This window comes from Streptomyces sp. NPDC004752 (assembly GCF_053601275.1).
The window spans coordinates 133,975-157,425 of sequence record NZ_JBSGBN010000001.1 but is presented as its reverse complement, the minus strand read 5'-3'; the positions used below and the strand labels follow the sequence as shown (position 1 = coordinate 157,425).

Here is a 23,451-nt window from a genome sequence, read left to right as displayed (position 1 = left end):
CCTCCGCCGTCCGCCCCGACGGCTCGGTCCGCGGGCTGCTGCCCGGTACGGGGATCTACCAGCCGTTCTTGTGCGCCCGGGCCTCGTACAGCAGGACCGACGCGGACACCGACACGTTCAGCGAGTCCGCCGAGCCCAGCATCGGTATGCCCACCCGCTGGAATCCGGCGTCGTACCACGGCTGCGACACACCGAAGCGCTCACTGCCGACCACCAGGGCCGTCCGGTCGCGGTAGTCCAGCTTCCGGTAGTTGGTGCTGTCATCGGTATCCGCGATATAGATGCGGAACCGATTCCGTTCGAGCCACGTTATGGCGTCGCCGACCTCGTCGAACCCGAGGGACGGCACTTTGACGCTCATTCCCTGGCTGCTGCGAAGGACCTTCGGGTGCGTCATGCGCGTGCGCCGGTTCGTCATCACCAGACAGTCCGCATCGCAGGCGTCCAGGGTGCGCAGCAGTGTGCCCAGGTTTCCGGGGATCTCCAGCGCGTCCGCGACCAGCACCAGGGCGTCGTCACCGAACGGGAAGGTCGCGGGATCCCAGTCCGGTAACCGGGCGATCGAGACCAGCCCGTTCGAGCCCGGCCGCTCGCTCAGTCGCGCCAAGGTCTTCTCGGATATCTGATAGGCGTGCCGAGCGCGCTCCGCGAGCTGGGCCGCACGCTTCTTCGCCTCGTCCGAGTAAACCGCCGCGGGACACCAGAGGAAGGTGTCCACCTGGACGCCGGCTTCGAGGACGATGTTGTTCTCGAATAAACCTTCCACGACGAAAACGCGGCGAGGGATTCCGGTTCGGTTGTGCTGGATGTCCCGAACGAGGTGCGCCGCCGGATGCTGAAGCCCGATCTGCTGAAGTTCCATGCCACCGTCCGCATTTCTCCCGGTGAAAGTGTCGCCCCACGATACCGGGGTAACGGGCGTGTCAGGACAAGATTCTCCCGCACTTGAGGTCGCACCCTTGCGGCGGGTGCACTCCGCTCGCTATCGTCCAACTGCGGTTGTCTCAATGGGTCTTGTGCCGCGCAGAAACGCCTGTGTACGATTACGCGGACTCAGCGAACTGCCGAGACACGCGGAAGGTTTCCACCATGCCGGTGCACGTGCAGGACATCGCTCAGATATGGGCCGATGTGATCGGAATCCCGGAAGCGGACGTCGATACCAATTTCTTCGACCTCGGCGGTCATTCACTACAACTGATGGAACTCGCCAGTCGGCTCAACGAGCAACTGGGCATCGATACGGATGTCCTCACGTTGATGGAATATCCGACGGTGGCGGAGTTCACGGCTCATTGGATCAGCAGAGAAGCGCTCGTCGAGGGTGACGGCTGACGCCAGGCCGACTTCCGCGCCTGAGCATTTCCGCACGTATTCCCGGCCTTGCCGACGAGGTCGCGGTCCGCCCGGCTTGAGGAGGATGGACGGCTCATGGGCAGAGTGCAGGTACTCGAACGGATCCGCGACCTCGCCCGGCGCGAACCGGACCGGCCCGCGTTACGCGCCGACGGCCGGACGATCGCCTACGGCGAGTTGGTCGCGGCTGCCACGGACATCGGCGACCGACTGCGCCACGCGCACCGGGTCGGACCTGAAGACGTGGTAGCCACCCTCCTGCCGCGCGGCGGCAACGCGATCATCGCCATCCTCGGCATCTGGATGTCCGGAGCGGCCTATCTGCCCATCGACACGAGATGGCCCGAGCGCCGGCGCGATCTCGTCCTCGCCGCGTCGGCCACCCACCTCCTCCAGGTGGCGGACGCGGGCGACGCCGAGGTCGTCATGCCGGACGGCGCGGGGCTGCGGTTCAAGCGGCTGACGAGCGGGCCGACGCACTCCCAGGCCCCCGGTTCGGGCGCGCGTAACCTCGCCTACGTCCTCTACACCTCCGGATCGACGGGTACACCCAACGCGGTCGGCGTCGACTTCGGCGCGCTGGACAACTACGGCAACTACCTGCACGCACTGGTGCGGCAGCCGGGCCTGAACGCCGACGGGCCGATGACCGTGCTGCTGTCCGCGAACCTGGGCTTCGACGCCTCGCTCAGGCCGGTCCTCCTGCTCACCGCAGGGGCCACGCTCGTCGTCGCTCCGGACCTCATGGACGGGTCGTGGCACGAGCAGATCGACTGCATCGGCGACAACGGAGTCACCGTCCTCAGCGGAGTGTCCACCTGGTACTCCGGTCTGCTCGGCGCGGGCTACCGGCCGCGCGACTCCGGTCTCCGGCTCGCCTTCATCGGCGGTGAGGCGGTGCCCAACGGCGTGGTGCGAGAGCTGACCTCCCACGGGTGCGCCGTCGTGGTGCAGTACGGCCCCACGGAGACGGCGATCGCGGCGACAGGAGCCGTCCTGACCGGCGACGACTTCGCCGAACCGCCGATCGGTGAGGCCATACCCGGAGTCGGCGCCTACCTGTACCGGGACGAGAGTCTGGCGCGGACGGTCGAGGGCGAGCCCGGACAGCTGTACCTCGGCGGGGCGGGCGTCGCCCGCGGATACCTGGGCAATCCCCGCCTGACCGCCGAGCGATTCGTCCCGGACCCGGCCGGGCCGCCCGGCTCACGCATGTTCCGCAGCGGTGACCTCGCGCGCAGGCTTCCGCAGAAGGGATACAGCTTCCTCGGACGGCTCGACGGCCAGGTGAAGATCGGCGGTCGGCGCATCGAGCTGGGCGAGGTCTCCTCGGTCCTCAACCGGCACCGGGCCGTCGCCCAGTCGGTCGCCTTCGTCCAGCGAAGGGGCGCCCACCCTCGCCTGCTCGCCTGCTACGTGGCCGGCGGCGCGGCAGAGGAACGGGATACCGCCGACAGCATCCGGGCCCACCTGGCGGCCGAGTTGCCCGAGTATCTGGTCCCGGCCCTGATGCGGCAGGTGGAGCAGCTGCCGGTCACGGATCACGGCAAGGCCGACATCGCCGCGTTGGAGGAGTACATGCGTGTGGCCGAGGCCGAAGCGCAGCAGGACGACGTCACTGACGACGACGCCACTGTCGACGACATCGAACGGCGCCTGATCCTCATCGTGCGCGAGAAGCTGGCAGCCCCCTGCGCGCTCGACGACAACTTCTTCGCGCTCGGCGGCGGCTCCCTCGACGCGCTCGACGTCCTCGCCCGCATGCGCGAGGAGTTCGGGGTCCGCGTGAAACTGCGTGACTTCTTCCGGGCGGGCACCATGCGGGAAGTGCGCCGGCTGATCGGAGACGCGAGTTGACGACCGACAGCGCGGACCCGATACCGGACACGCTCCCGATCGGCCCGCTCCAGGAGGGCATCTGGCTCTTCTGGCGGCTGAATCCGACGAGCCCCGCCTACAGCATGCCGGAGATCTTCCACTACGACGGCGACTTCGACCTCAAGGCGGCGGAGTTCGCGTTCAACGAGGTCATCCGCCGCCACGAGGCCCTGCGTACGACGTTCCACGAAACGGACTCCGGCGTCGTCCAGGTCATCGACCCGGATCCGGACCCCGTCTCGGCCGACGTGGTGGACCTGCGCGAGCTGTCGGAGGCCGGGCGAGCCGAACGGCTGCGAACGGCCCTCGACACCGCGTCGAACCAGCCGTTCGACCTGTCGGCCGAGCCGGCGATCAGACTCACCGTCATCCAGGTGTCCGAAAGCCGTACCACGCTGGTCCTGGTCGCTCACCACATCGTGTGCGACGGCATCTCGATGACCGTCGTCCTGGACGAGTTCGGTCAGCTCTACCGCTCCGCGCGACGGGGAACTCCGCCCGAACCAGGGCCGGTTCCACCCGGCTACAGCACGTTCGTGAGAGGACAACTGGCCGCACTCGCCGACGGCACTCTCAGCGACGAGGCGGCCTACTGGCGGGAACGGCTCGCGGGAGTCACCGGCAGCGCGCTGCCCGGAGCCGACCGCGCCGCCACCCGGGCCCCGGGGGCGCTGGACACCCACATGGTGTCCCGCACCCTCGACGACGGGCTGACCGAGGCGCTCTCGGAGCACGCGCGCCATGCCGGTGCGACACCGTTCTCCATCCTGCTGTGCGCGATGAACGTCATGCTCGCGGCCGTCACCGGGAACGGCGACGGAGCGCTCGGCATGGCCACCAGCGGCCGCACGCCCCACTTCGCACGCACCGTGGGGATGCTCGCGAACATGATCGTCGTCCGCTCGCGGATCGACCTGTCCCAGACCTTCGCCGCCACGCTCGAAGAGGTGTCCCTGGACCTCATGGACGCCATCGACCACCAGGACCTGCCGTTCAGCAGGGTGGTCGCCGACCTGCACGACGCCGGACTGCAACCCGGCGCCGAATTCGTACGGACGCTGTTCTCCGCAGGGGCCATCGGTGGCCTGAAACTCGGCGAGGGGCGCCTGTCGGAGGTCGTGGCGCGCACCGTGCAGGGGCCCTTCGACCTGGTCGTGGACTGCGACATCAGCCCGTCCGGAATCGCCCTCGACTGGGAGTACGCGCTGCGCACGTACTCGCACGAGGTCGTACAGGGCTACAGCGCCGCGTACCAGGAGATCCTGGCGGCCCTGCTGCACCGGCCCGGTGTGCCGATGGACTCACTCGGCCTGACCGGAATACTGGCCCGAGTCGCCCCGCCGCCGTGCGGCGACGCACCTGCCCCCGGTGCCGTGTCCTTCGCCGCGGAGCCGGACCGAGCCGCGGACGCCCGGCTCACCGCGGTCGAGGAAGCGGTCGCCGCCATCTGGAGCGAGGTGATCGGCGTACCCGTCGCTTCGCCGCACGACGACTTCTTCCGACTGGGCGGTCACTCGCTGCTGGCGACCGAGGCCGTCGCAACGGTGCGCCAGCGGATCTCGCGCACCGCCTCCCTGCGCCTGCTCTTCGACCACCCGCGGTTGCGCGATTTCGCCTCCCGGCTGGATGCCGGAGCGGCATGACGGCGATCCCCGACAGCGGATGGCGGGTGCGGCGACACGACGACGCGCGCAGTGAGGAGCAGCAGATGCAGGAGCCGTTGGCCATCGTGGGCATGGCGTGCAGGGTTCCGGGTGCGGCCGACTACCGCGCACTGTGGGCCGACGCCGAGGCCGGGGCGACGGGCATGGTCGAAGTCGGCGAGCAGGACCGCCGACGTGAGGGTATCCGTCTGGACCCGGCGGTCCGCAACCGCTATGTGCCCGTCGCCGCACCGCTGGACGGATACGACGCGTTCGACAGCGCCGCGTTCGGTCTCAGCGCCGGCGAAGCCGACGGGCTCAACCTCAACCACCGCGTCATGATGGAAGTCGTGCTCGAAGCGCTGGAGGACGCCGGCTGCGACCCCCTGCGGTATCCCAAGAACATCGGGTTGTTCGCCGCAGGCGGGGGCGCCTCGCCGGTCTCGGTCGTCCAGCGCACCGGGGACGCCCGGTACGGGGACGCCGCCAGGCCCCTCAAACTGTCGGAAGCGATCAACTGGGTGGCGCTCCTCGACAACGACTTCCTGGCCACGCGGATCGCCTACCCGCTCGACCTGCGGGGGCCGTGCCTGACCGTCCAGAGCGCGTGCTCCAGCTCCCTCGTCGCCCTGCATCTCGCGAGCCGGAGCGTGCTCTGCGACGAGTCCGACATGGCCGTCGCCGGAGGTGTGAACATCGAACTCCCGCACCGGGCGGGCTACTACCACCAGGAGGGAAGCGTCTGGTCCCCCGACGGCTACTGCCGGCCGTTCGACAGTGCCGCCGACGGCACCATCACCGCGAGCGGCGCGGGCGCGGTGGTGATCAAGCGGCTGGACCGGGCGCTCGCCGACGGTGACGCCGTCCACGCCGTGATCCGCGGAAGCGCGATCAACAACGACGGCAACCGGAAGGTCGGCTTCACGGCGCCGAGCGTGAACCAGCAGAGCCTGGTCATCGGCGCGGCGCTGGCCGCCGCTGGAGTCGACAAGCGCGACATCGGCTACCTGGAGGCGCACGGCACCGCCACCGCGATCGGGGACGTCGTCGAATGGGCGGCCATCGAACGTGCCCTGGGCGCGGACGGTGTGCGGTGCGCGATCGGCGCGACCAAGGCGAACCTCGGTCATCTCGGCGCCGCCGCCGGCATCGTCGGCCTCATCAAGGCCGCACTCGTCGTCTCCCAGGGCCGGATTCCTCCGGTCGCGAACTTCGTGGAACTCAATCCGCGGATCAAACCGGCCGGTGACAGGCTCTTCGTGCCCGACCGCGGCAGCGTGTGGGAGGACGACGGGAGGCCGCGGCGGGCCGGGGTGAGTTCGATGGGGATCGGCGGAACCAATGCGCACGTCGTGCTGGAGCAGGCGCCGGTCGCCGAGCCGGCCGACGAACCGGGCGAGCAGGTCTGCATCCTGCCGGTGACCGCCGCCTCCCGGCGCAGCGTCGAGGACACCGCCGACCGCGTGGCGGAGTTCGCCGCGGAGCATCCGCAGCGTCTGCGGAGCCTCGCCCACACGATGAGGACGGGCCGGCGCGTCCTTCCGCACCGGGAGGCGATCGTCGTCGCCAGGTGCAACGGCGACGTCGCCACGTGGCGAACCGGCAGCCGACGCGCGAAGCGGAACCACACCAGCACCTTCGTCTTTCCCGGCCAGGGGAGGCCGGCGGGAGATCTGACGGCGGCCGAAGCCGGGATCGACGGTTTCGCGGACCTGCTCTCCGAGGCGCTTCAGTGCCTGTCGGCCGAGGACCGCCCGCTGGTACGAGAGCTCCTCACGGGGACCGCCGACACCGCGCCCGAACCACGGCTCACCGAACTCGCGGTGCTCGTGCAGTCCGTGACGATCGCCAGGTCGCTGCTCGCCGACGGCTTGCGGCCCCGCTCCCTGTGCGGCTTCAGCCTGGGCGAGGTCGCCGCCGGCGTGGTCGCCGGCGTGTTCGACCTGACCGAGGCCGCCGCGATCCTGACGGACCGGGCCCGGATCCTGAAGGACGCCCCGGCGGGCGGGATGATCCGCGTCCGGCTCTCGGCGGCGTCCATCACCCCGTACCTCGGCGCCGATATGTCGCCGGCGATCGTGCCCGGCGGCAGGGACTGCATGATCAGCGGTGCGCAGGACGCCGTCGACGCGCTCGCCGCCCGGCTGCGCGGCGACGGCATCGCCGGCGTCCGGGTCCCCGTCGCGCATCCGTACCACAGCGCGGTCCTTGAGGACGCCGTCCCCAAGTACACGGCGACCTGGTCCCAGGTCGGTCTGCGACCGCCGAGCATCCGGCTGATGTCACCGACGGCGGGCGACTGGCTGGACGAGGAGACGGCCTGTGACCCCGCGTTCTGGGCGAGCCACCTGGTCCGGACGGTCCGGTTCGGCGACGCCGTGAACGGGCTCCGCGCGGACGGTACGGACCTCGCCCATGTCCTGGACTCCGAGGCCGGTGTGACACCGTTCGTCAGGGAGGTGTTCGGCACGGACGCGGTGGCCATGACCACCGGCAAACAGGCGGGCTACGACGCGTTCTCCCGGGCCCGGCTGCTGGCGTCCGCATGGTCGGCCGACCAGGACCAGGTCGCGGTGGCGACCGACGAGACCGGCCGGGGGAGTGGCACGAACACCCCCGCCATGCTCGTCCACGCCCCCACCTATGCGTTCGACCGCAGTGCTCACCACGAGCAGCCGCCCCTGCGGACGGAAGCACAGCCGACTCCCGGTTCCGGCCGGCCGAGTACGACGACGGCGGATCCGGTGCCGGCGCAGTCTCCGGTGCCGACCCAGCCTCCGGCCCCGACCCAGCCGCCCGCCGACGGGGCGAGGATCGAGGCCGGGGTCCGGCAGATCGTCGCGCAGCTGGTGGGGTGCGCGCCGCACGAGGTGGATGCGGGCGCCTCCTTCATCGAGCTGGGCTACGACTCGTTCCTGCTCATCCAGCTCGCGGACGCCCTGTCGGCCGAGTTCCGGACCGACATCGACGTGCGCCTGCTGTTCTTCGACCTGGATTCGTGTGCCGGCGTGAGCGAGCACCTCAAAGGCGTTGTTCCGCCCAGCGACCACTCGGCGCCCGTCGGCCACACGGTGCCCGTCGGCGCCCCGGCGCCCAGCGCTCCCTCGGTGCCCGTCGCCGCCGCGGCAACGGAGCCGCTCCGAATCCCCGAACCCGCCCCGTCGCCTCCTCGGACACCCGAGGAACCCGCCGACGGCACGGAGCTGTTCCAGGCGGAGGTCGAGTGGGCCCGGCGGACCACGCTGTCGAAACGCATCACCGAGGAGGACCGGTTCGCACTGGCGGACCAGCGGAACCTGATCTCCTCCCGCAAAGGACGCCGTGAGGCGAGCTACCCGGTGGTCGGGGTCCGTGGTGCGGGCGCCCGCTTCACCGACGTCGACGGCCGGGAGTTCCTCGACCTCTGTATGGGCTTCGGCGTGGTCATGCTGGGCCACGCCGCGGAGCCGCTCAGCGCGGCCCTGCGCGGCTTCGACCCCTCCGACCTGCTGATCGGTCCGCAGTCGTGCACGGCAGGCGACGTCGCCCGCGGCATCGCGTCGATGACCGGCGTCGACCGGGTCGCCTTCACCTCTTCGGGGACCGAGGCGGTGATGGGCGCCGTGCGCGCCGCCCGCGCGAAGACCGGAAGGACGCTCGTCGCGCAGTTCGCCGGCTCGTACCACGGCACGTTCGACGGCGTGCTGGTCGCGCCCCGGGCGGGCGGTGAGCGGGGCGAGACGACACCCCTCGGCCGGGGCACGCCGGCCTCGATGGTGCAGGACGTCATCGTCCTGCCGTACGACGACTCCGCGATCCCCGTCCTGGAGTCCTACGGCGACCGACTGGCCGCGGTGCTGGTCGAGCCCGTCCAGAGCCGACGTCCGGGGCATCAGCCCGTCGAACTGCTGCACCGTCTGCGCGCGCTCACCGGCGCACACGGCGCCGCCCTCATCTTCGACGAGATCATCACCGGCTTCCGGTGCCACCCCGGCGGCGCGGCCGCGTACTTCGGCATCCGTCCCGACCTGGTGACCTACGGCAAGGTGATTGCCGGAGGGATGCCCATCGGGGTCATCGCGGGCGACGCGGAGTTCATGGCGCCCATCGACGGCGGGCGCTGGCGGGAGGGCGACATCGGGTTCCCGCAACGGCCGAGCATGGTGTTCGCCGGAACGTTCAGCAAACACCCGCTGACCATGGCGGTGACGCAACAGATGATCCGGCATCTCAAGAAGGAATCGCCCCGGCTGCAGAACACGCTGGCGGACCGCACCGCCGACGTGGCCAGGAGGATCAACGCCCACGCGTCGGCCAACGGACACCCCCTGGAAGTCGAGCACTTCTCCTCGCTCTTCCGCATCGACGTCGACGGCTCCCCGCTGGCCGAGGACATGTTCTTCCTCGGCCTCCTCAACCGTGGCATCTACGTGTGGGAGGGGCGCAGCTGCTTCCTCAGCGCCGCGCACACCGAGGCGGACTGTACGCGGATCGTGGAGGCCGTGGCCGACACAGCGGCGGAAGTCGCCTCGCGGGGCCTGTGGGAGAAGGCCCGCGCGCCACGCGTACCGGCTCCCGTGCTCCGGCCGTCGCCGCCGGCCGTCGTCGGCGAGGCCCCGTTGACCGACGGTCAGAAACTGCTGTGGCTGGCCGCCGAGCTGGGCGGTGAACTCGGTCAGTCGTATCAGATGTCCGAGGCGCTTCGTATCGAGGGCACCCTGGACGCGGAGCGGCTGCGGCGCGCTGTCGAGCGGGTCGCGGAGCGGCATGAGGTGATGAGGACCGGACTGGACGAGGACGGGGAATCCCAGACCTGCGTCGCACACGCCGTGCCGAGGCTGACCGTCAGCACCCTGAGCGACGCGTCGGCGGGCGATGTGGAGGCGCTGCTCAGCCGGTTCGCCCTCAGACCGGCGGACATGTCGGTGCCCTCGCTGTTCCGGTTCCACCTGGTCCAGACGGACGATGCCGCGTTCTTGCAGGCCACCGCGCCGCACGCGGTCGTCGACGGCTGGTCGTTCGAGGTCCTGTGGTCGGAGCTGTCCGCCTGCTACCTGGGCGGTGAGGCGGGCGACGCCCTGCCCGAACCGGCCGGCTTCCTGGAGTACGCGCGGTGGAAGCGCAAGGACGAGGACGCACGGTTCGAGGCACACGACGCGCTGTGGCGGGACCGGCTCGACTCGGTCTGGGAATCGGCCCGGCCGGTCACGGGCGCGGGGCCCTGGAAACCCGTCACCTGCGTGGAGCCCCTTCCTCCGGAGAGTCTCGCGGGCCTGCACGAGGTGGCCCGGTCCGGCGGATGCACGAAGCACACCGCGGCCCTGGCGACGCTGGCGGTGGCGTCGTCGCTGCTCACCGCCGACAGCCGGACCCTCATGATGGCCCACAGGACCGGACAGCCCCGGCACACCGGCAAGCCGCTCATGGGTTTCTGCGTGGACCTGCTGCCGCTGATCGTCGACCTCCCCGACGACAGCACCCTGATCGACGTGGCCAAAGCCGTCCAGGCGCAGCTCCTGGACGGCTCGGAGACCACCTCCGGCCTGTACCGCGTACTCCAGCACAAGCGGTACCGCCGACTGCCGAGCGGCCTCATCGCGTTCAACTACGAGGTTCAGGGCTCCGGACCGCTGTTCGGCACCACCGCCGCGCCGATGGTGCTGCCGCGCGAGACCACGCCGTGGCCCGCGATCGTGACCATCGAGGAATACGGCGACAAGGTCGAGATGATCACCGAGATCTCCGAGGCCAGCGACCTCGCACCGCTGAAGTCCCAGCTGGCGGACCGGGTCGGACAGGTCCTCTCCGCTCCCGCCGCGACGCTCGGGGAACTGCGCCGGCCGTGAGCGGGGCCGGTCGGCCCGGTCCGTTGCATCGCCGTCGGGGACAGCGCCCCGCTTTCGAACACGACAGGTGGGTCATGGAATCTCTTGTCCAACTCCTGCGCTCCCGGGTGTCCGCGACCCCCGACGCGACCGCCCTGCTCGCGGACGGCGTACGGCTGAGCTACGCCGACCTGGACCGGGCCGCCGATCTGGCCGCCGACCGTCTCGCCGCGGCCGGTGTGCGCTCGGGCGACCTGACCGGACTGCTGGTCGAACGGGACGCGGAGACGGTCGTCTGGCTGCTCGCGATCCTCAAGCGCGGCGCCGCCTACGTACCCCTGGACCCCGACTATCCGCCGGAACGGACCCGGTTCATCGCCGAGGACGCCCGGCTCTCCCGCATCGTCGGAGCGCGCTCCACCGCCGAGCGCCTCGGACTCTCGGACCATCGCCTCATCGACCCGGCGACGCCGACCACCGATCCCGTGCCCACCGCCGATCCCGTGCCCAATGCCGATCCCGTGTCCACCGCCGGGCGTGGGCCGGCGTCGGCGACGCCCGCGGACAGCCCGGCCTACGTCATCTACACCAGCGGCTCGACCGGCAGGCCCAAGGGGTGTGTGATCACGCACGGCAACGTGCTCGCGCTGCTGGACGGAGCCCTGCCGCTGTTCGCCTTCACGGCCGACGACCGGTGGGCGATCTTCCACTCCCTGTGCTTCGACTTCTCGGTCTGGGAGCTCTGGGGCGCGCTGGCGACCGGCGCGACCGCGGTCGTCGTCCCGCGGCAGACCGCCATGCTCTCCGCCGATCTCATCGACTTCCTGCGGGAGCAGCGGATCACCGTCCTGAACCAGGTGCCGTCGGTCTTCCGCTACACCGCCCAGGCGCACGCCGAAAGCGGTCGTCCCGAACTCCCCCTGCGCTACGTCGTGTTCGGCGGCGAGAGCGTGAACCTCGACGCCGTCAGGGATTTCGTCGCCGGGGCCGGACCGCGCGGCCCGCAGATGGTCAACATGTACGGGATCACCGAGAACACGGTGCACTCCACGTTCAAGGTGCTCGACGCCGAGACGCTTCGGTCGGGCCCCGCCGCCTCGCCCATCGGGCGTCCGCTCCCGCACGTCGGCGCCCACGTTCTCACCCCCGAGCGGACGCCGGTGACGGACGGCGCGGCAGGAGAACTGTGGCTGTCCGGTGCGAGCGTGTCCGCGGGCTATCTCCACCGTGACGACCTCACCAAAGAGCGGTTCGCCGAGTTGCCGGTGGGACCGGGCTCCGCGGCGGTCCGCTGCTATCGCACGGGAGACCTGGTACAGCGGCTGCCCGACGGCGAGTTCGGGTACCTGGGCCGCGACGACGACCAGGTCAAGCTCCGCGGCTTCCGGATCGAGCTGCGCGAGATCGAGACCGTCCTCGGCTCACACCCCGGCGTACGCGACGCCGCCGTCTGCGTGGTGGACACCGCTCTGGGGCCGGCGCTCGCCGCCTGCCTGGTGGCGGTGGACGCCGCTTCCGATGGCGACGCACTCACCCGGTCGGTCAAGGAGCTGCTGACGGCTTCGCTCCCCGCCTACATGGTGCCCCGGACGTATCTGACGGTCGAACGGCTGCCCCTGACGCCCTCGGGAAAGCTCGACCGGGCCGCCGTGGCGGGGCTGCTCTCCCACCGGAGGGCGGGACGGGCAAGCTCCACGTGGGGATCCACGTCCACCGGATGACGAGGGACGCTCCACCCGACCGGGAGCGCCGACGCGCCTCGTAGCACACGATCGCCGCGGCCACCCCAATGTTCAGCGCATCCACGGCGCCGACCACAGCAGGTCGGCGGCGCTGCTCATCGGGTCTGCCGGGAGGGCTCCCACTCGATGATCGCCCGCAGCGGGAGGTCCGACTCCAGCGGGAAGAAGTGTCCGCCGGCGTACGACCTGACCGCGAAACCGGAATCCGTGTAGTCGCGCCAGGCCGCGACCCTCTCCCTCGGGACCGCCGGGTCCAGCGCACCGGCCTGGGCCAGGATCGGGGAGGCGACCTTTCCCGCCCCGAAGGAGTCGAGGTACCGGGTACTGGCGCGGCAGTCCGCGCTCAGCGGGGGCAGGACGACAGCCGCCACCCTGTCGCCGAGCGGACCGCTGAAGTTCAGGCCGCCGAGGTTGCGGAGCGCCTCGGCGATCTCCCTGGGCGCCATCTCGTCGAAACGTACGGCCTGCGGCAGGTGTGGAGCGGCGCAGGCCGCGACCGCCAGCAGCGCCGGGGCCGGCGCGTGCATCCGGTCCAGCCTGCGCGCCGTTTCCAGCGCCACCAGGGCGCCGAAGCTGTGCCCGTACAGGGCGTAGTTGTCGACCCCCTCCTCGGCGATGGCCTCCGCGATGAGCGCGGCCATCTCCACAATGTCGTCCAGGCAGGGTTCGTCGAGCCGGTCCTCACGCCCCGGCAACTGCACCACCCGCAGGTTCGCGCGCAGCGACGAGCGTGCGAAGGGCACCAGGAAGCTCCGCGCCCCCGTGCCGGCCGCCGGTACGCAGTACACCGTCCGGCTCGGCGGAACCGATTCGTCCGTCCCGCTCGCGACCTTGCGGAAGCCTCTGAGGACCATGGGGTCCCCGAGACCGCCCCGGTCGTTCATTCAGCCCCTCCGTCGTACATCAGGACACCCGGGCGGAAGGCCGCTACTGGCTCGGGGGCCGGGCCAGGGCCCGGCGGACGCTCAAGGGCGTGATATCCGTCCACGCCTTCTCGATGTGGTCCAGCGCCTCTGACTTCGAGCCCCGGACACCCACGGTCGTCCATCCCGCCGGTACGGGCCGGCCCACCGGCCAGATCGAGTACTGCTCCTCGTGGTTGATCACCACGTCGTAGAGGAGATCCGCCTCGCCTTCGCCTTTGCCTTCGTCTAAGGATCCATCGACCAGCATGCTCACGAGCCTCCTGTTTTCTGCTTCGTGGACGAGCCTTCGGGGACGTCGTCCGCTGACCCGGGCTCAGCGGCCTCTTCGCCGGCCGGCATCGGCAGCTCGTCGATCCGCGCGCCGGGGTCGGCCAGGCCGCCGGTGAGCAGGGTCAACAGAGTGTGCTGCCAGATGCGCGCCGAGTCCGGGTCGAACCGGTCGGCGGCATACTCGACCTCGCCGACCAGCCCGGCGGCGTCCTGCCGTACGGACCAGGTCAGCGCGGCCTTCGCGGTGCCCTGGTGGATGAACTGCTCGGCGATGTCGAGCCCTTCGATGTCGCCGCCGTCGTCCAGCGGAGTGGACTGCAACGAGAAGATCGCGTGGAACAGCGAGTGCTGCCCCCCGTCGCGCCGCGGCAGGGATGCCACCAGGTCGGCCAGCGGCAGTTCCTGGTGGGTCAGGGCCTGTGCCAGCGCCTCGTCGGTGTCCGCGATCAGCTCGCGGAAGCTCATGCCCGTGGTGAAGCGCATCCGCAGCGGGACCGTGTTGACCAGATAGCCGATCAGATCCTCGGTGCCCGGCCGGTTCCGGCAGGCCACCGGCACCCCGACCACTGCTTGGTCGACGCCGCCCGTGCGGCGCAGCGTCGCGAAGAGGGCCGCGAGCAGCACGGCGGGGGCGGTGGTCGTGCAGGCGCGGGCGACGCGCTCGACGGCGGCCGGATCGACGGCGTCGGGCGGCATCCGGACGGCGAACCCCTCGGTGCCGAGCCGTCCCCCCGATCCGCGTGGGGACCTCGGTCCGCGCGGGGACCCCGGTCCGGTGGTCGGCAGGTCGCCGGCGAGCCGTGCGCGCCAGTAGGCCCGCTGCCCGTCCGCCTCCGCCCCGCGCAGCCAGCGTTCCTGCCAGGCGCAGTAGTCGGCGTACTGGGTGGTCGGCTCGGGCAGCGAACGACCGGTGTAGAGGATGGCGAACTCACGCCAGAACACGGCCAGGGACCAGGCGTCGAACACCGCGTGGTGCACAGTGAGCAGCCACAGGTGCTCCTCGGCGCCGACCCGGTAGACGGCCGAGCGCAGCAGCGGGCCGGTGCCCAGATCGAACGGGTGCCCGGCCTCCGCCTCGGCCCGGCGGGCCGCCTCGTCGGCATCGGCGACGGCCGTAACCTCCGTCCGTACCGGGCCGGCCGGCCGGATCCGCTGCCAGACCTTGCCGCTGTGCTCCTCGAAAACGGTACGCAGCGCCTCGTGACGGGCGACGATCCCGGTCAGTGCCGTGTCCAGGCGGTCGAGGTCGAGCGGACCCCTGATCCGATAGCCGACCGGTACCGCGTACGTCGGCGCCCCCCGGTGCACCCGGTCCAGGAACCACAGGGCCTGCTGCCCGCGCGAGGCGAGACGCCTCTCGCCGTGGTCGTGCGCCGGTAGGACCGCCCCCTCCGACGCGCCGCGGCCGTGTGCCTCCGCCACCAGGGCCGCGATCCCGGCCACTTGCGGAGCCGTCCGCAGCTGCGCGAACGACAGTGCCACGCCGGTCACTTCGGCGACCCGGCTGAGCAGTTGCAGACCCCGCAGGGAGTCGCCGCCGGCCGCGAAGAAGTCCTCGTCACGGGACGGGGGCGGGCCGTCGAGCACATCGCCGACGAGGGTGGCGACGACGCGCTCCAGCGTCGTCATGCCCGCCTTGCCGGTGCGGTCGGTGCGGTCGGTGCGGTCGGTGCGGTCGGTTCGGCCGGTGTGCTCGGTGTGGCCGGCTCGCGTGGGTGCGACCGGCGGAAGGGCCGAGCGGGTCACTTTGCCGTTCAGCGGCGAACGCGGGATGCGATCCAGCAGCAGGATGGTCTGGGGCACCATGGCCGCGGACAGCCGAGCGGCGACGTCGGCGCGGATCGCCGTCTCGGACACCCCCTCCTCGGCCTCCACGTAGGCGACGAGACGCGATCCGAACGGCGGATCGTCGACGCTGACGACCACCGTGTCCCGGACCCCGGCGCAGCGGTGCAGGGCGCTCTCCACCTGGCCGGGCTCGACGCGTTGCCCGCGGACCTTGACCTGGCGGTCGGAACGTCCGAGGAAAAGGAGGGTCCCGTCGCTCCGCCGGCTGCCGCGGTCGCCGGTGCGGTACATGCGCGCGCCGGGCGGCCCCTGGGGATCGGGAAGGAAGCGGTCGGCGGTGGCGGACGGGGCGCCGTGGTAACCGCGGGCGAGCGGCGGCCCGGCGAGCCAGATGTCACCCGGGGTACCGCTCGGCACCGGCCGCAGATCGCCGTCCAGGATGTGGACCACGGCCTTCGCGAACGGATGGCCGAGGGGCACCAGCGCGTAGTCGGACCGGTCGGGGCCGGACAGGTCGGCGTGGTCCGCACGGTGCAGCGCCACACTGATGGTGGCTTCGGTCGGCCCGTAGTCGCAGACCCAGTCGATGGACTCCGCTCCGGGTATCCGCGACCAGGCGGCGAGCTTGTCGACGAGAATCTTGTCGCCGCCGATGAACACGACGCGCAGGGCGGCGGGCAGGGCGACCAGTTCGGCGGTCAGATCGTTCACCCACTGGTGCCAGTAGGCGCTGGGCAGACTCACCACCGTCACCCCGAGGCGGTTGACGAGCGCGCTGAACTCCAGGCTGGTGAAGTGGCGTCGATCGGGCATGACGACAGCGGCCCCGGCGACCCACGCGGGGATGATCTCCTCCAGCGCGGAGTCGAAGGCGATCGCCGTGAACTGCAGGAACCGGTCGCTCGGCACCAGTTTGAGCTCGTCCCGGAGGGACACGGCATGGTTGGCGAGGCTGGCGTGCGCGACGGCGACGGGCTTGGGCTTGCCGGTGGAGCCGGAGGTGAAGACGCAGTAGGCGAGGTTGGCCGGGTCGACGGCGGTCCTCAAAGCGGTCTTCGGCCGGCTCGACGGGTCGACCCGGTCCACGTCGACCACCTGGACGCCGGAGGGCGTCAGGGCGACCGATCCGTCGCGGACGAGCAGGGCGGCACCGGCGTCGGTGAGCATCGCCTCCGCGACGCCACCGGGGAGTGACGGATCCACGGGCAGGTACACCCCGCCGGCCTTCCACACCGCCAGCATCGTGACCAACAGGTGCGGCGACGGCTCCATGACGACGCCTACCAGACGCTCGGGCCGGATACCGGCGTCGGCCAGCAGATGGGCGAATCGGTTGGCCCGTTCGTCGAGTTCGCGGTAGGTGAGGGTGCCGCCGTCCCAGACGACCGCGACGGCATGGGGCGCCAGCGCAGCTTGCGCCTCGAACAGGTGGTGAACGCAGGGACCGGGCATGAAACTCCTACCTACGGATCCGACGGTACGGGTCTGGCCATGCGCGCGTTCAGAAATAGGAGCGGAGCCCGCCGCGCCGTCGCACATCGACCGTCGCACAGTGGAAGGAGCCGCCGAAGCTGTTGAAATTCCGGAAGGGGCACGGGATCGCGGCCATCCCCCAGCTCTCGGCGAGGCGGCGCATCGGCTCGTCCTCCGCCTCCACGACCATCCTCTCCTCGTCGATCATGAGCACGTTCATATTGATCCACTTGCTGGTCATGTACAGCGGGTGCCCGTCGGGAATCACCGGCTGCGGCGCCGTGCGCACTTCCCAGTCCTTGAAGATCTCCGGCGCCTGGGGCACCCGGTCCGGGTGGATCAGCAGCTTGCCCGGGGCCAGCGGCATGAGGCTGGCGTCGATGTGCATGGGGTGGTCGTCGGCCAGTGTCAGCTCATGAACCCGGTACGCCTCGCCCAGGTGCCGGCGCAGCCACTCGATGCCCATCGCGTTGGTGACATGGCTGCGTTGGGCGAAGATGTCGCGGCCGCACCGGATGAAGTCGGCCGCGTCGAAGGTGGGCTCGAACTCGGTGATCACCGAGCGGAACGGCTCGCCTTCCGGCTGGTCGGTCCAGCCGTCGACGTACAGCTCGTTGGGGAGTTCGGGCTTGGGCGGAGAGTTCCAGCGGGCTCCCTGCTGGAAGTACTCCTTGAGGAGCGGCCGGTAGGCCGACGCCGCGTGGTGGCGCGAACGCCAGGCCATCGGCGCCTCGATGATGTCGTCGCCGACGACCAGCAGCAGGTCCCGGGGCATCGCGTCGTACAGGCCCGTGCTCGACCAGCCCGGCGCGCCGTAGGACCGGCCGTGGTCCCGTGGCTCGGGCCGGCGGACCTTGACTCCTTCGCCGGCCAGGATGTCGACCAGCTGGTCGAGTTCGTCGCGCGCGGCCGCGACGCGGTCCGCGGGGAACGGCTGCCCGGCGCGTTCCTGGAACACGGCCCGCTGCTCCGGGGAGAGCGGCGCGCCGACCGCGACATGCCACGGAGGGAAGTGAGCACCGTCGACGGCGCCGACGATCACTTCCTCCAGCGGATCCCACTCGTTGTAGGCGCTGACGGGGCACTCGGCCGGGGCCTCTGACTCACTCACTTCGCGTCCTTCGCTGGTCGGTGTCAAGGATGCTGTCGGGTCACACGCACGGCATGCGGCCCCGCCGTCAGCCGTCTCGGTCCATGAGCGCGCGCAGGCTCGCCGGACGCATGTCCGTCCAGAGCTCGTCGATCCGGTCCAGACAGGCGGGCCGCGCGGCCGGGGCGCCGACCGGCTCCCAGCCGGCGGGGATCTCTCGCCCCGCGGGCCAGACCGCGTACTGCTGCTCGTGGTTGCGCACAATGGTGTAGAGGTCGTCGGCCTCGGTCATGACTGCCTTCCGTCGTCGGGTCGGTCAACACGCCTCCGGCTCACCGGGCGTCCGCTCGACCGCCGGCGGCACGGCCATGCGGTGGATGTCCAGGAACCCGACCATCGCCGGGACCGGCGAGACGACGCGACCGTCCTCGCCGAACGCCTCGCCGTACTCCTCGGCGACCCGTGGCAGCCGGCTCCAGTGCGTGGCCGGGCGCAGGTGGTGCTCCTGGTGGTAACCGTCGTTGAAAGTCAGCCAGTTGTACACGCGACCGTAGTGGCTGACCGAGTTCGCGTACCGGCTCTCGGGGCGGGCGCCGTAGTGCCGGTAGTAGTTCTGCACGTTGACCATCGTGAAAGCCACCGCAATCGCCGGCAGGTAGCAGATCAGGAGCCACTGCCAGGACAGCACGGCGAGCAGGGCGATCAGCGCGAGATGGGCGAGGCGGTCGGCCTGCACCTGACGCAGTTCGGCCTTGCGTCGCTCGGGGTTGCGGGTGGCGAGCTCCAGCAACAGGGTCTCGTTCGCGCCGACCCGGCAGCCCCGGCGCAGGGCGGCGAAGGTGTCGAGGAACTCGCGGACCGATCCGGCGAGGCTGAAGAGCAGATAGCGCCACAGCGGCGCGTGTCCGTCGTCCCGGCTGTAGCGGAAGGTGGAGGTCACATCGCGCGTCGTGCCGTCCGGGCCCTTGCGATCATTGTTGTAGCGGTGGTGGTTGCGCACATGGCTGAGGCGGTACGCCTCGGTCGACTGGGCGATGTTCAGCGAGTTGATCAGCGACATGATCGCATTGAGGCGCGGTGAGACGAACCAGGGCTGGTGCACGAACAGATGCGACACAATGATCACGCTGTATGTCGTCAGGAAAGCCACCAGCGTGAACGACCCTAATTTCGGCCATAATCCGATGGGATCGGCCGCGGCGAGCGAGATCGTCACGGTGAACTGAGCGATGCTGAACAGAATCAGAACGGCGTCGGCAGGGCCGTGCCGAAACACCCGGGGCTGTCGAGTTTCCATGAGTTACACACCTCTGCTCGTCGTGTGCGCTGAACGCAGACGTGTCAGCGCACCCAGGTTCACCCCGGTCGTTTCACGATCACATGAGCGCGCGCCCGAGGACTCCGGAAACACGTGCGTATTCGCATGGCCGTCGAGTCGGCGTTCCGGGAGATGACGGCTCGTTTCCCGCGCAGTGACCTGGCCGGGGCCCCCGTGCGCTCTCGCACGCCGAGCGGGTCTTCCGATAGCAACGAGTTGACAGGCAACATCGAAACCGCATTCAACAGCGTCCGCTGTGACCGGTCAAGTCCTCACCATCCGTCCCCAGTTGAACGAATCGGCTGGTGGGAGGAGAGGGGCGGAAGTCGGCCACGAAGAAGTCCGAATCTACCCAGGTCGCCTCTTGACAGTGCAATTCCCACTCGAAAATACTGGCGGCCAGCCATGGGGTGGAGTGGCCGGAGACTCGGATCTCCCCGGGGTGCCGATAGCCGCCTCCTCCCAACCGCCGTCGACAGTGACCATTTCCATGTGGTGGAGCACGAAGCCGAGCGGGTCGCCGACATTGTGGAGCGGCAGTTCCATTCCGCCGGCACAGCAAGCGCATCGCTGGTAACCGGACCGTGGCGCAATGCCGGCGGAGTCTTGGCGTTCAGGATTCGCAGGGGGAGGGACAGGACTGTGGCCAGCGCTGATCGCGCCGAACGGTATCGGTTCTCGCCGGAGATCCTCGCGGCGGTGCGGGCCGCGTCGCGTCCGGACAACTGGCACGGACCGCTCGAAGCGGCCGAGCACTGGTTATGGATCGCGGTCTGGTGCGCGGCGTCCGTGCTGGCGTTTCAGCGCGCCCCGCTCTGGGCCGCGATCCTCGTGTACATCGTCGCCGTGTTCTTCATCGGCGGGCGCCAACGAGCCCTCGCCGGAGTGCTGCACATGGCCACCCACCGCGCGTTCATGACGCACCACCGCATCGGCGACGTCATCGGGGCGCTGCTCGGCGGATACCCGGTGCTCCAGAGCTTCACCGGCTACCGGGCCTCGCACCTCGGCGAACACCACGGCCGGCTGGGCGATCCGGACCGGGACCCCGACTACAAGCAGTACCAGGACAACGCGCTGTGCGGGGACAACCTCAGTCGGGCCGCGCTGCGCCGGTATCTGTGGACGGCCTTGAGCCCACGCGCCACCGCCTCGTACATCCTCTATCTGCTGCGGCACCGGATCGTGGCGGGCGGCGAGCGGACGTCCGAGCGGTGGCTGCGGGTCACCCTCCTCGCCGCGGTGCTGGCGTGGGCGGTGCTCGGCGGCTGGTGGGGCTGGCTTCTGCTGCTCTGGTTCGTGCCGCTGATCACCACGCAGGTGTGGATCGGCGCCGTAGCCGAACTCATGGAACACTTCCCGCTGATCGAGACCGCGCCGCGCGTGGACCTCTACATGTCCTGGAATCGGGTGTACGGCCTCGGATGGCGCTTCCTGCTCGGGGAGAAGGACGGCGAGGGCTTCCACCTGGTCCACCATCTGTTCCCGCGGACGCCGATATGGCGGTTGCGTGAGGTCGACGCCATCCTGCGGCGCGATCCGGTGTACGCGGCGCTGCCCCGCCTGGACGGTGTGCTCGGCGGGATGGGACACATCTACCGCTCGCTCCCGGCCACCGGCCGTGGGACCACGGACACGGCCCCGGCCACCCCGGTGCCCGGAACGTGACCATCCACTCACGAACGCGGGGAACGCGATGACTTCCGGCGCTGACGTCGACCACCACGCCCGAACGCGGCCCCAGGGGGCGCCCGTTGCGCCGACGGGGCTGGTGCCGACGTCGGTGGGACAGGAGGGGCTGTGGTTCGTCGATCAACTGGAGGGCGGGTCGCCCCAGTACTCGATGGTGTTCGCCTTCCGCTTCCGCGGGGAACTGGCCGTGCCCGCTCTGGAGTGGGCGATGAATCAGGTGGTGGCCCGGCACGGGGCGCTGCGCACGACCTTCGTGGACGCGGAGGGAAAACCTTTGCAGCGGATCGCCGACGAACTGCCCGTGCGCTGGGACATCGAGGACGTGTCGGGAAACGACGCGCTGCGACAGCGGCTGCTCCGGGCGGAGGAGCACGTTTTCGACCTGGAGACGGGCCCGTTATTCAGGTCGGGTCTGCTGAGACTGGCCGCGCGTGAGCATGTGTTGCTGCTGGTGGTGCACCACGCGGTCTTCGACGGTCAGTCACTCGATGTCCTGATGGACGAGCTGCGCGAGTTCTATACGGCGGCGGTCGACGACCGTGCGCCGGCCGTCGAGCCGTCGGTGGCGCAGTACGCGGACTTCGCGGTGGCGGAGCGCCGGTGGTTGCGGACCGGCGGGTGCCGGGAGCAACTGGATTACTGGCGGCGCACGCTGGACGGCGCCGAGCCGCTGAGGCTGCCGGCCGACCGACCGCGTCCGGCGGCCACGTCGGTCGCCGGCGACGTGGTCCTTTTCGAGGTGGATCAGGAGGCCACCGCCGGTCTGGAGCGCCTGCTGGCCGAGGAGCGGGCCACGCCGTACATGTTCCTGCTCGCGGTGCACCACCTGGCGTTCGCGCGCCTTGCCGGGCAGCGGGACGGGGTTGTCGGCAGTCCCATGGCGAACCGGCACGAAGCGGGGATGCGGGAAGCCATCGGCTACTTCGTCAACATGGTGCCGTTGCGCATCGATTCGAGGGGCGCCCGCAGTTTCCGGGACCTGTTGCGACGCGTACGGGGCGTGTCGCTGGACGCGTACGAGAACCAGGACTATCCGTTCGCGCAGCTGGTGGCCCAACTGGGCTCAGGACGTGGCGGGCGCCGGACGGAACTGTTCGAGACCGCCCTCGCATGGGAATACGGCTCATCGGATCCGGACGGGTGGCCCGGTGTCGAGGTAGAACCCGTGGACACCGGGGCCGGCACCGCGAAATTCGATGTGATGTTCTCGCTCTACTCGGCGGGCCGTGGCTTCGAGGGGGAGATCAGTTACCGCACCGCTGTGTTCGACCGGTCGACGGTCAAGTCGCTCGCCGAGGACTTCGTGGCGACTCTGGGCCGGGCCGTCGCGCATCCGGACATGGAGCTGGACGAGCTGCTGCGGCGGTCCGGCGAACGGCCGGACGGGCCGGATGTGTTGGCGGCCGAGGACCGGACCGACGGCTCGACCCCCGGGCTGCCCGACCGGCCGGCTTCGACGGCTCCAGGGACTGACCGACCGGTACCCGGCAGGCCGCCGCGCAACGCCCGGGAAGAGGTCCTGTGCGGGTTGTTCGCCGAGGTGCTCGAAGTCGAGGGCGTCGGGATCGACGACGACTTCTTCGACCTGGGCGGACACTCACTGTTGGCCGGACGGCTGGCGTCGCGGGTGCGATCGGTGCTCGGCGTGGAACTGGCCATGCAGCGGTTGTTCGAGTCTCCGACGGTGGCGGGTCTGGTCGGCCGACTGGACGACGGAACGCTCGATTCACTGGCCGCCCTGCTGCCGCTGCGCGCGGAGGGGAACCTCGCCCCGGTCTTCCTCCTGCCTCCGATCGGTGGGCTGAGCTGGTCCTATGCGAGATTCCTGCCGTACCTCCCGAAGGGAAGCCCGGTGTACGGCTTGCAGGCCACCCAGTTTGCCGGGGAAGCCGCTAGGCCGGCGTCGGTTCGAGAGCTGGCCGAAACATATCTCGAACAGATCAGGTCGGTGTGTCCGCAAGGCCGGTACTCCCTGATGGGGTGGTCGTTCGGCGGTGTCGTCGCGCAGGAGATCGCCGTGATGTCGGAGGCCGCCGGAATCAATGTCCGCAACCTGGTGTTGCTCGACGCGGTCCCCGCGGTGCACAGGCCGAAGGTGAGTCAGGAACTGTCCGAGGAAGAACTCGAGGCCATCACGGAATCGATCCATGGATCCGGCGGCGGTGCGTCCGGCGAACTGACGGAGTCCGTGTTCCGCGAACTGTCCGCGGTCGCGGAACACTGCCTCGGCCTCCTGCGCTGCCATCGCTCGCGGGTGTACGGCGGGAGTGCGGTGAGTTTCGAGACCGAGGAGACGGGACCGGAACGCGACCGGGTCGGGGTCCGCTGGGGCGATCTCGCCGGCCGCGGCGTCGAGACGCACCTGCTGGATTGCAGGCACGAGGAAGTCATGGATGCCGCAGTGGTTCGACGGACGGGACCCGTCATCGCAGAAGCCATGAAATGAGGCAAGCAGGGGGTCCGGTCCCTCA

The 23,451-nt window shown here is 70.3% G+C and carries 14 protein-coding genes; 7 read left to right on the top strand and 7 right to left on the bottom strand.

The genetic code is table 11. The features are described from left to right. Positions 1–55: 55 nt before the first annotated feature. Positions 56–862: a TrmH family RNA methyltransferase gene (locus ACWEKM_RS00665; protein ID WP_451618942.1), complete on the bottom strand. Its 807-nt coding sequence runs from the start codon at positions 860–862 to the stop codon at positions 56–58. A 227-nt stretch (positions 863–1,089) separates the two neighbouring features. Here ACWEKM_RS00665 and ACWEKM_RS00660 point away from each other — a divergent pair, with 227 nt between their 5' ends. The 5 genes from ACWEKM_RS00660 (at position 1,090) to ACWEKM_RS00640 (ending at position 12,402) form a co-directional block, all read left to right on the top strand. Further along, positions 1,090–1,335, top strand: a complete 246-nt coding sequence (locus ACWEKM_RS00660; RefSeq protein ID WP_451618941.1) for an acyl carrier protein — start codon at positions 1,090–1,092, stop codon at positions 1,333–1,335. A gap of 96 nt (positions 1,336–1,431) precedes the next feature. Then, positions 1,432–3,213 (top strand): non-ribosomal peptide synthetase, encoded by a 1,782-nt coding sequence (locus tag ACWEKM_RS00655; RefSeq protein ID WP_451618940.1) that lies wholly within the window; start codon positions 1,432–1,434, stop codon positions 3,211–3,213. Continuing rightward, a complete protein-coding gene (locus ACWEKM_RS00650) occupies positions 3,210–4,877 on the top strand; it encodes a condensation domain-containing protein (RefSeq protein WP_451618939.1) in 1,668 nt (555 codons plus the stop codon). The genes ACWEKM_RS00655 and ACWEKM_RS00650 overlap by 4 nt, the downstream gene beginning before the upstream one ends. Next, positions 4,874–10,702, top strand: a complete 5,829-nt coding sequence (locus ACWEKM_RS00645) for an aminotransferase class III-fold pyridoxal phosphate-dependent enzyme (protein WP_451618938.1) — start codon at positions 4,874–4,876, stop codon at positions 10,700–10,702. Before ACWEKM_RS00650 ends, ACWEKM_RS00645 begins: the two co-directional genes overlap by 4 nt. 74 nt (positions 10,703–10,776) lie before the next feature. Continuing rightward, complete coding sequence (locus tag ACWEKM_RS00640; RefSeq protein WP_451618937.1) at positions 10,777–12,402, top strand: amino acid adenylation domain-containing protein; 1,626 nt, start codon at positions 10,777–10,779, stop codon at positions 12,400–12,402. Positions 12,403–12,518: 116 nt separating this feature from the next. Here ACWEKM_RS00640 and ACWEKM_RS00635 read toward each other — a convergent pair whose 3' ends face one another. The 6 genes from ACWEKM_RS00635 to ACWEKM_RS00610 form a co-directional block, all read right to left on the bottom strand. Then, the gene (locus ACWEKM_RS00635; protein ID WP_451618936.1) at positions 12,519–13,307 is read right to left on the bottom strand and encodes a thioesterase II family protein; all 789 of its coding nucleotides are present in this window, start codon (positions 13,305–13,307) and stop codon (positions 12,519–12,521) included. 43 nt (positions 13,308–13,350) lie between these two features. Then, complete coding sequence (locus tag ACWEKM_RS00630; protein ID WP_451619017.1) at positions 13,351–13,596, bottom strand: MbtH family protein; 246 nt, start codon at positions 13,594–13,596, stop codon at positions 13,351–13,353. A 2-nt stretch (positions 13,597–13,598) separates the two neighbouring features. After that, the gene (locus ACWEKM_RS00625; protein WP_451618935.1) at positions 13,599–16,859 is read right to left on the bottom strand and encodes an amino acid adenylation domain-containing protein; all 3,261 of its coding nucleotides are present in this window, start codon (positions 16,857–16,859) and stop codon (positions 13,599–13,601) included. A gap of 49 nt (positions 16,860–16,908) precedes the next feature. Then, positions 16,909–17,991 carry an amidinotransferase gene (locus ACWEKM_RS00620; RefSeq protein ID WP_451618934.1) on the bottom strand — a complete coding sequence of 361 codons (1,083 nt, stop codon included), beginning with the start codon at positions 17,989–17,991 and terminating at the stop codon, positions 16,909–16,911. Positions 17,992–18,058: 67 nt separating this feature from the next. Further along, on the bottom strand, positions 18,059–18,262 hold the full coding sequence (locus ACWEKM_RS00615; RefSeq protein WP_451618933.1) for an MbtH family protein: 204 nt from the start codon (positions 18,260–18,262) through the stop codon (positions 18,059–18,061). 24 nt (positions 18,263–18,286) lie between these two features. Further along, on the bottom strand, positions 18,287–19,267 hold the full coding sequence (locus tag ACWEKM_RS00610) for a fatty acid desaturase family protein (RefSeq protein WP_451618932.1): 981 nt from the start codon (positions 19,265–19,267) through the stop codon (positions 18,287–18,289). A gap of 663 nt (positions 19,268–19,930) precedes the next feature. Between ACWEKM_RS00610 and ACWEKM_RS00605 the strand changes: the two genes are divergently transcribed. Then, positions 19,931–20,956 carry a fatty acid desaturase gene (locus ACWEKM_RS00605; protein ID WP_451618931.1) on the top strand — a complete coding sequence of 342 codons (1,026 nt, stop codon included), beginning with the start codon at positions 19,931–19,933 and terminating at the stop codon, positions 20,954–20,956. Positions 20,957–20,984: 28 nt separating this feature from the next. Beyond that, complete coding sequence (locus ACWEKM_RS00600) at positions 20,985–23,426, top strand: condensation domain-containing protein (protein WP_451618930.1); 2,442 nt, start codon at positions 20,985–20,987, stop codon at positions 23,424–23,426. Positions 23,427–23,451 lie beyond the last annotated feature (25 nt).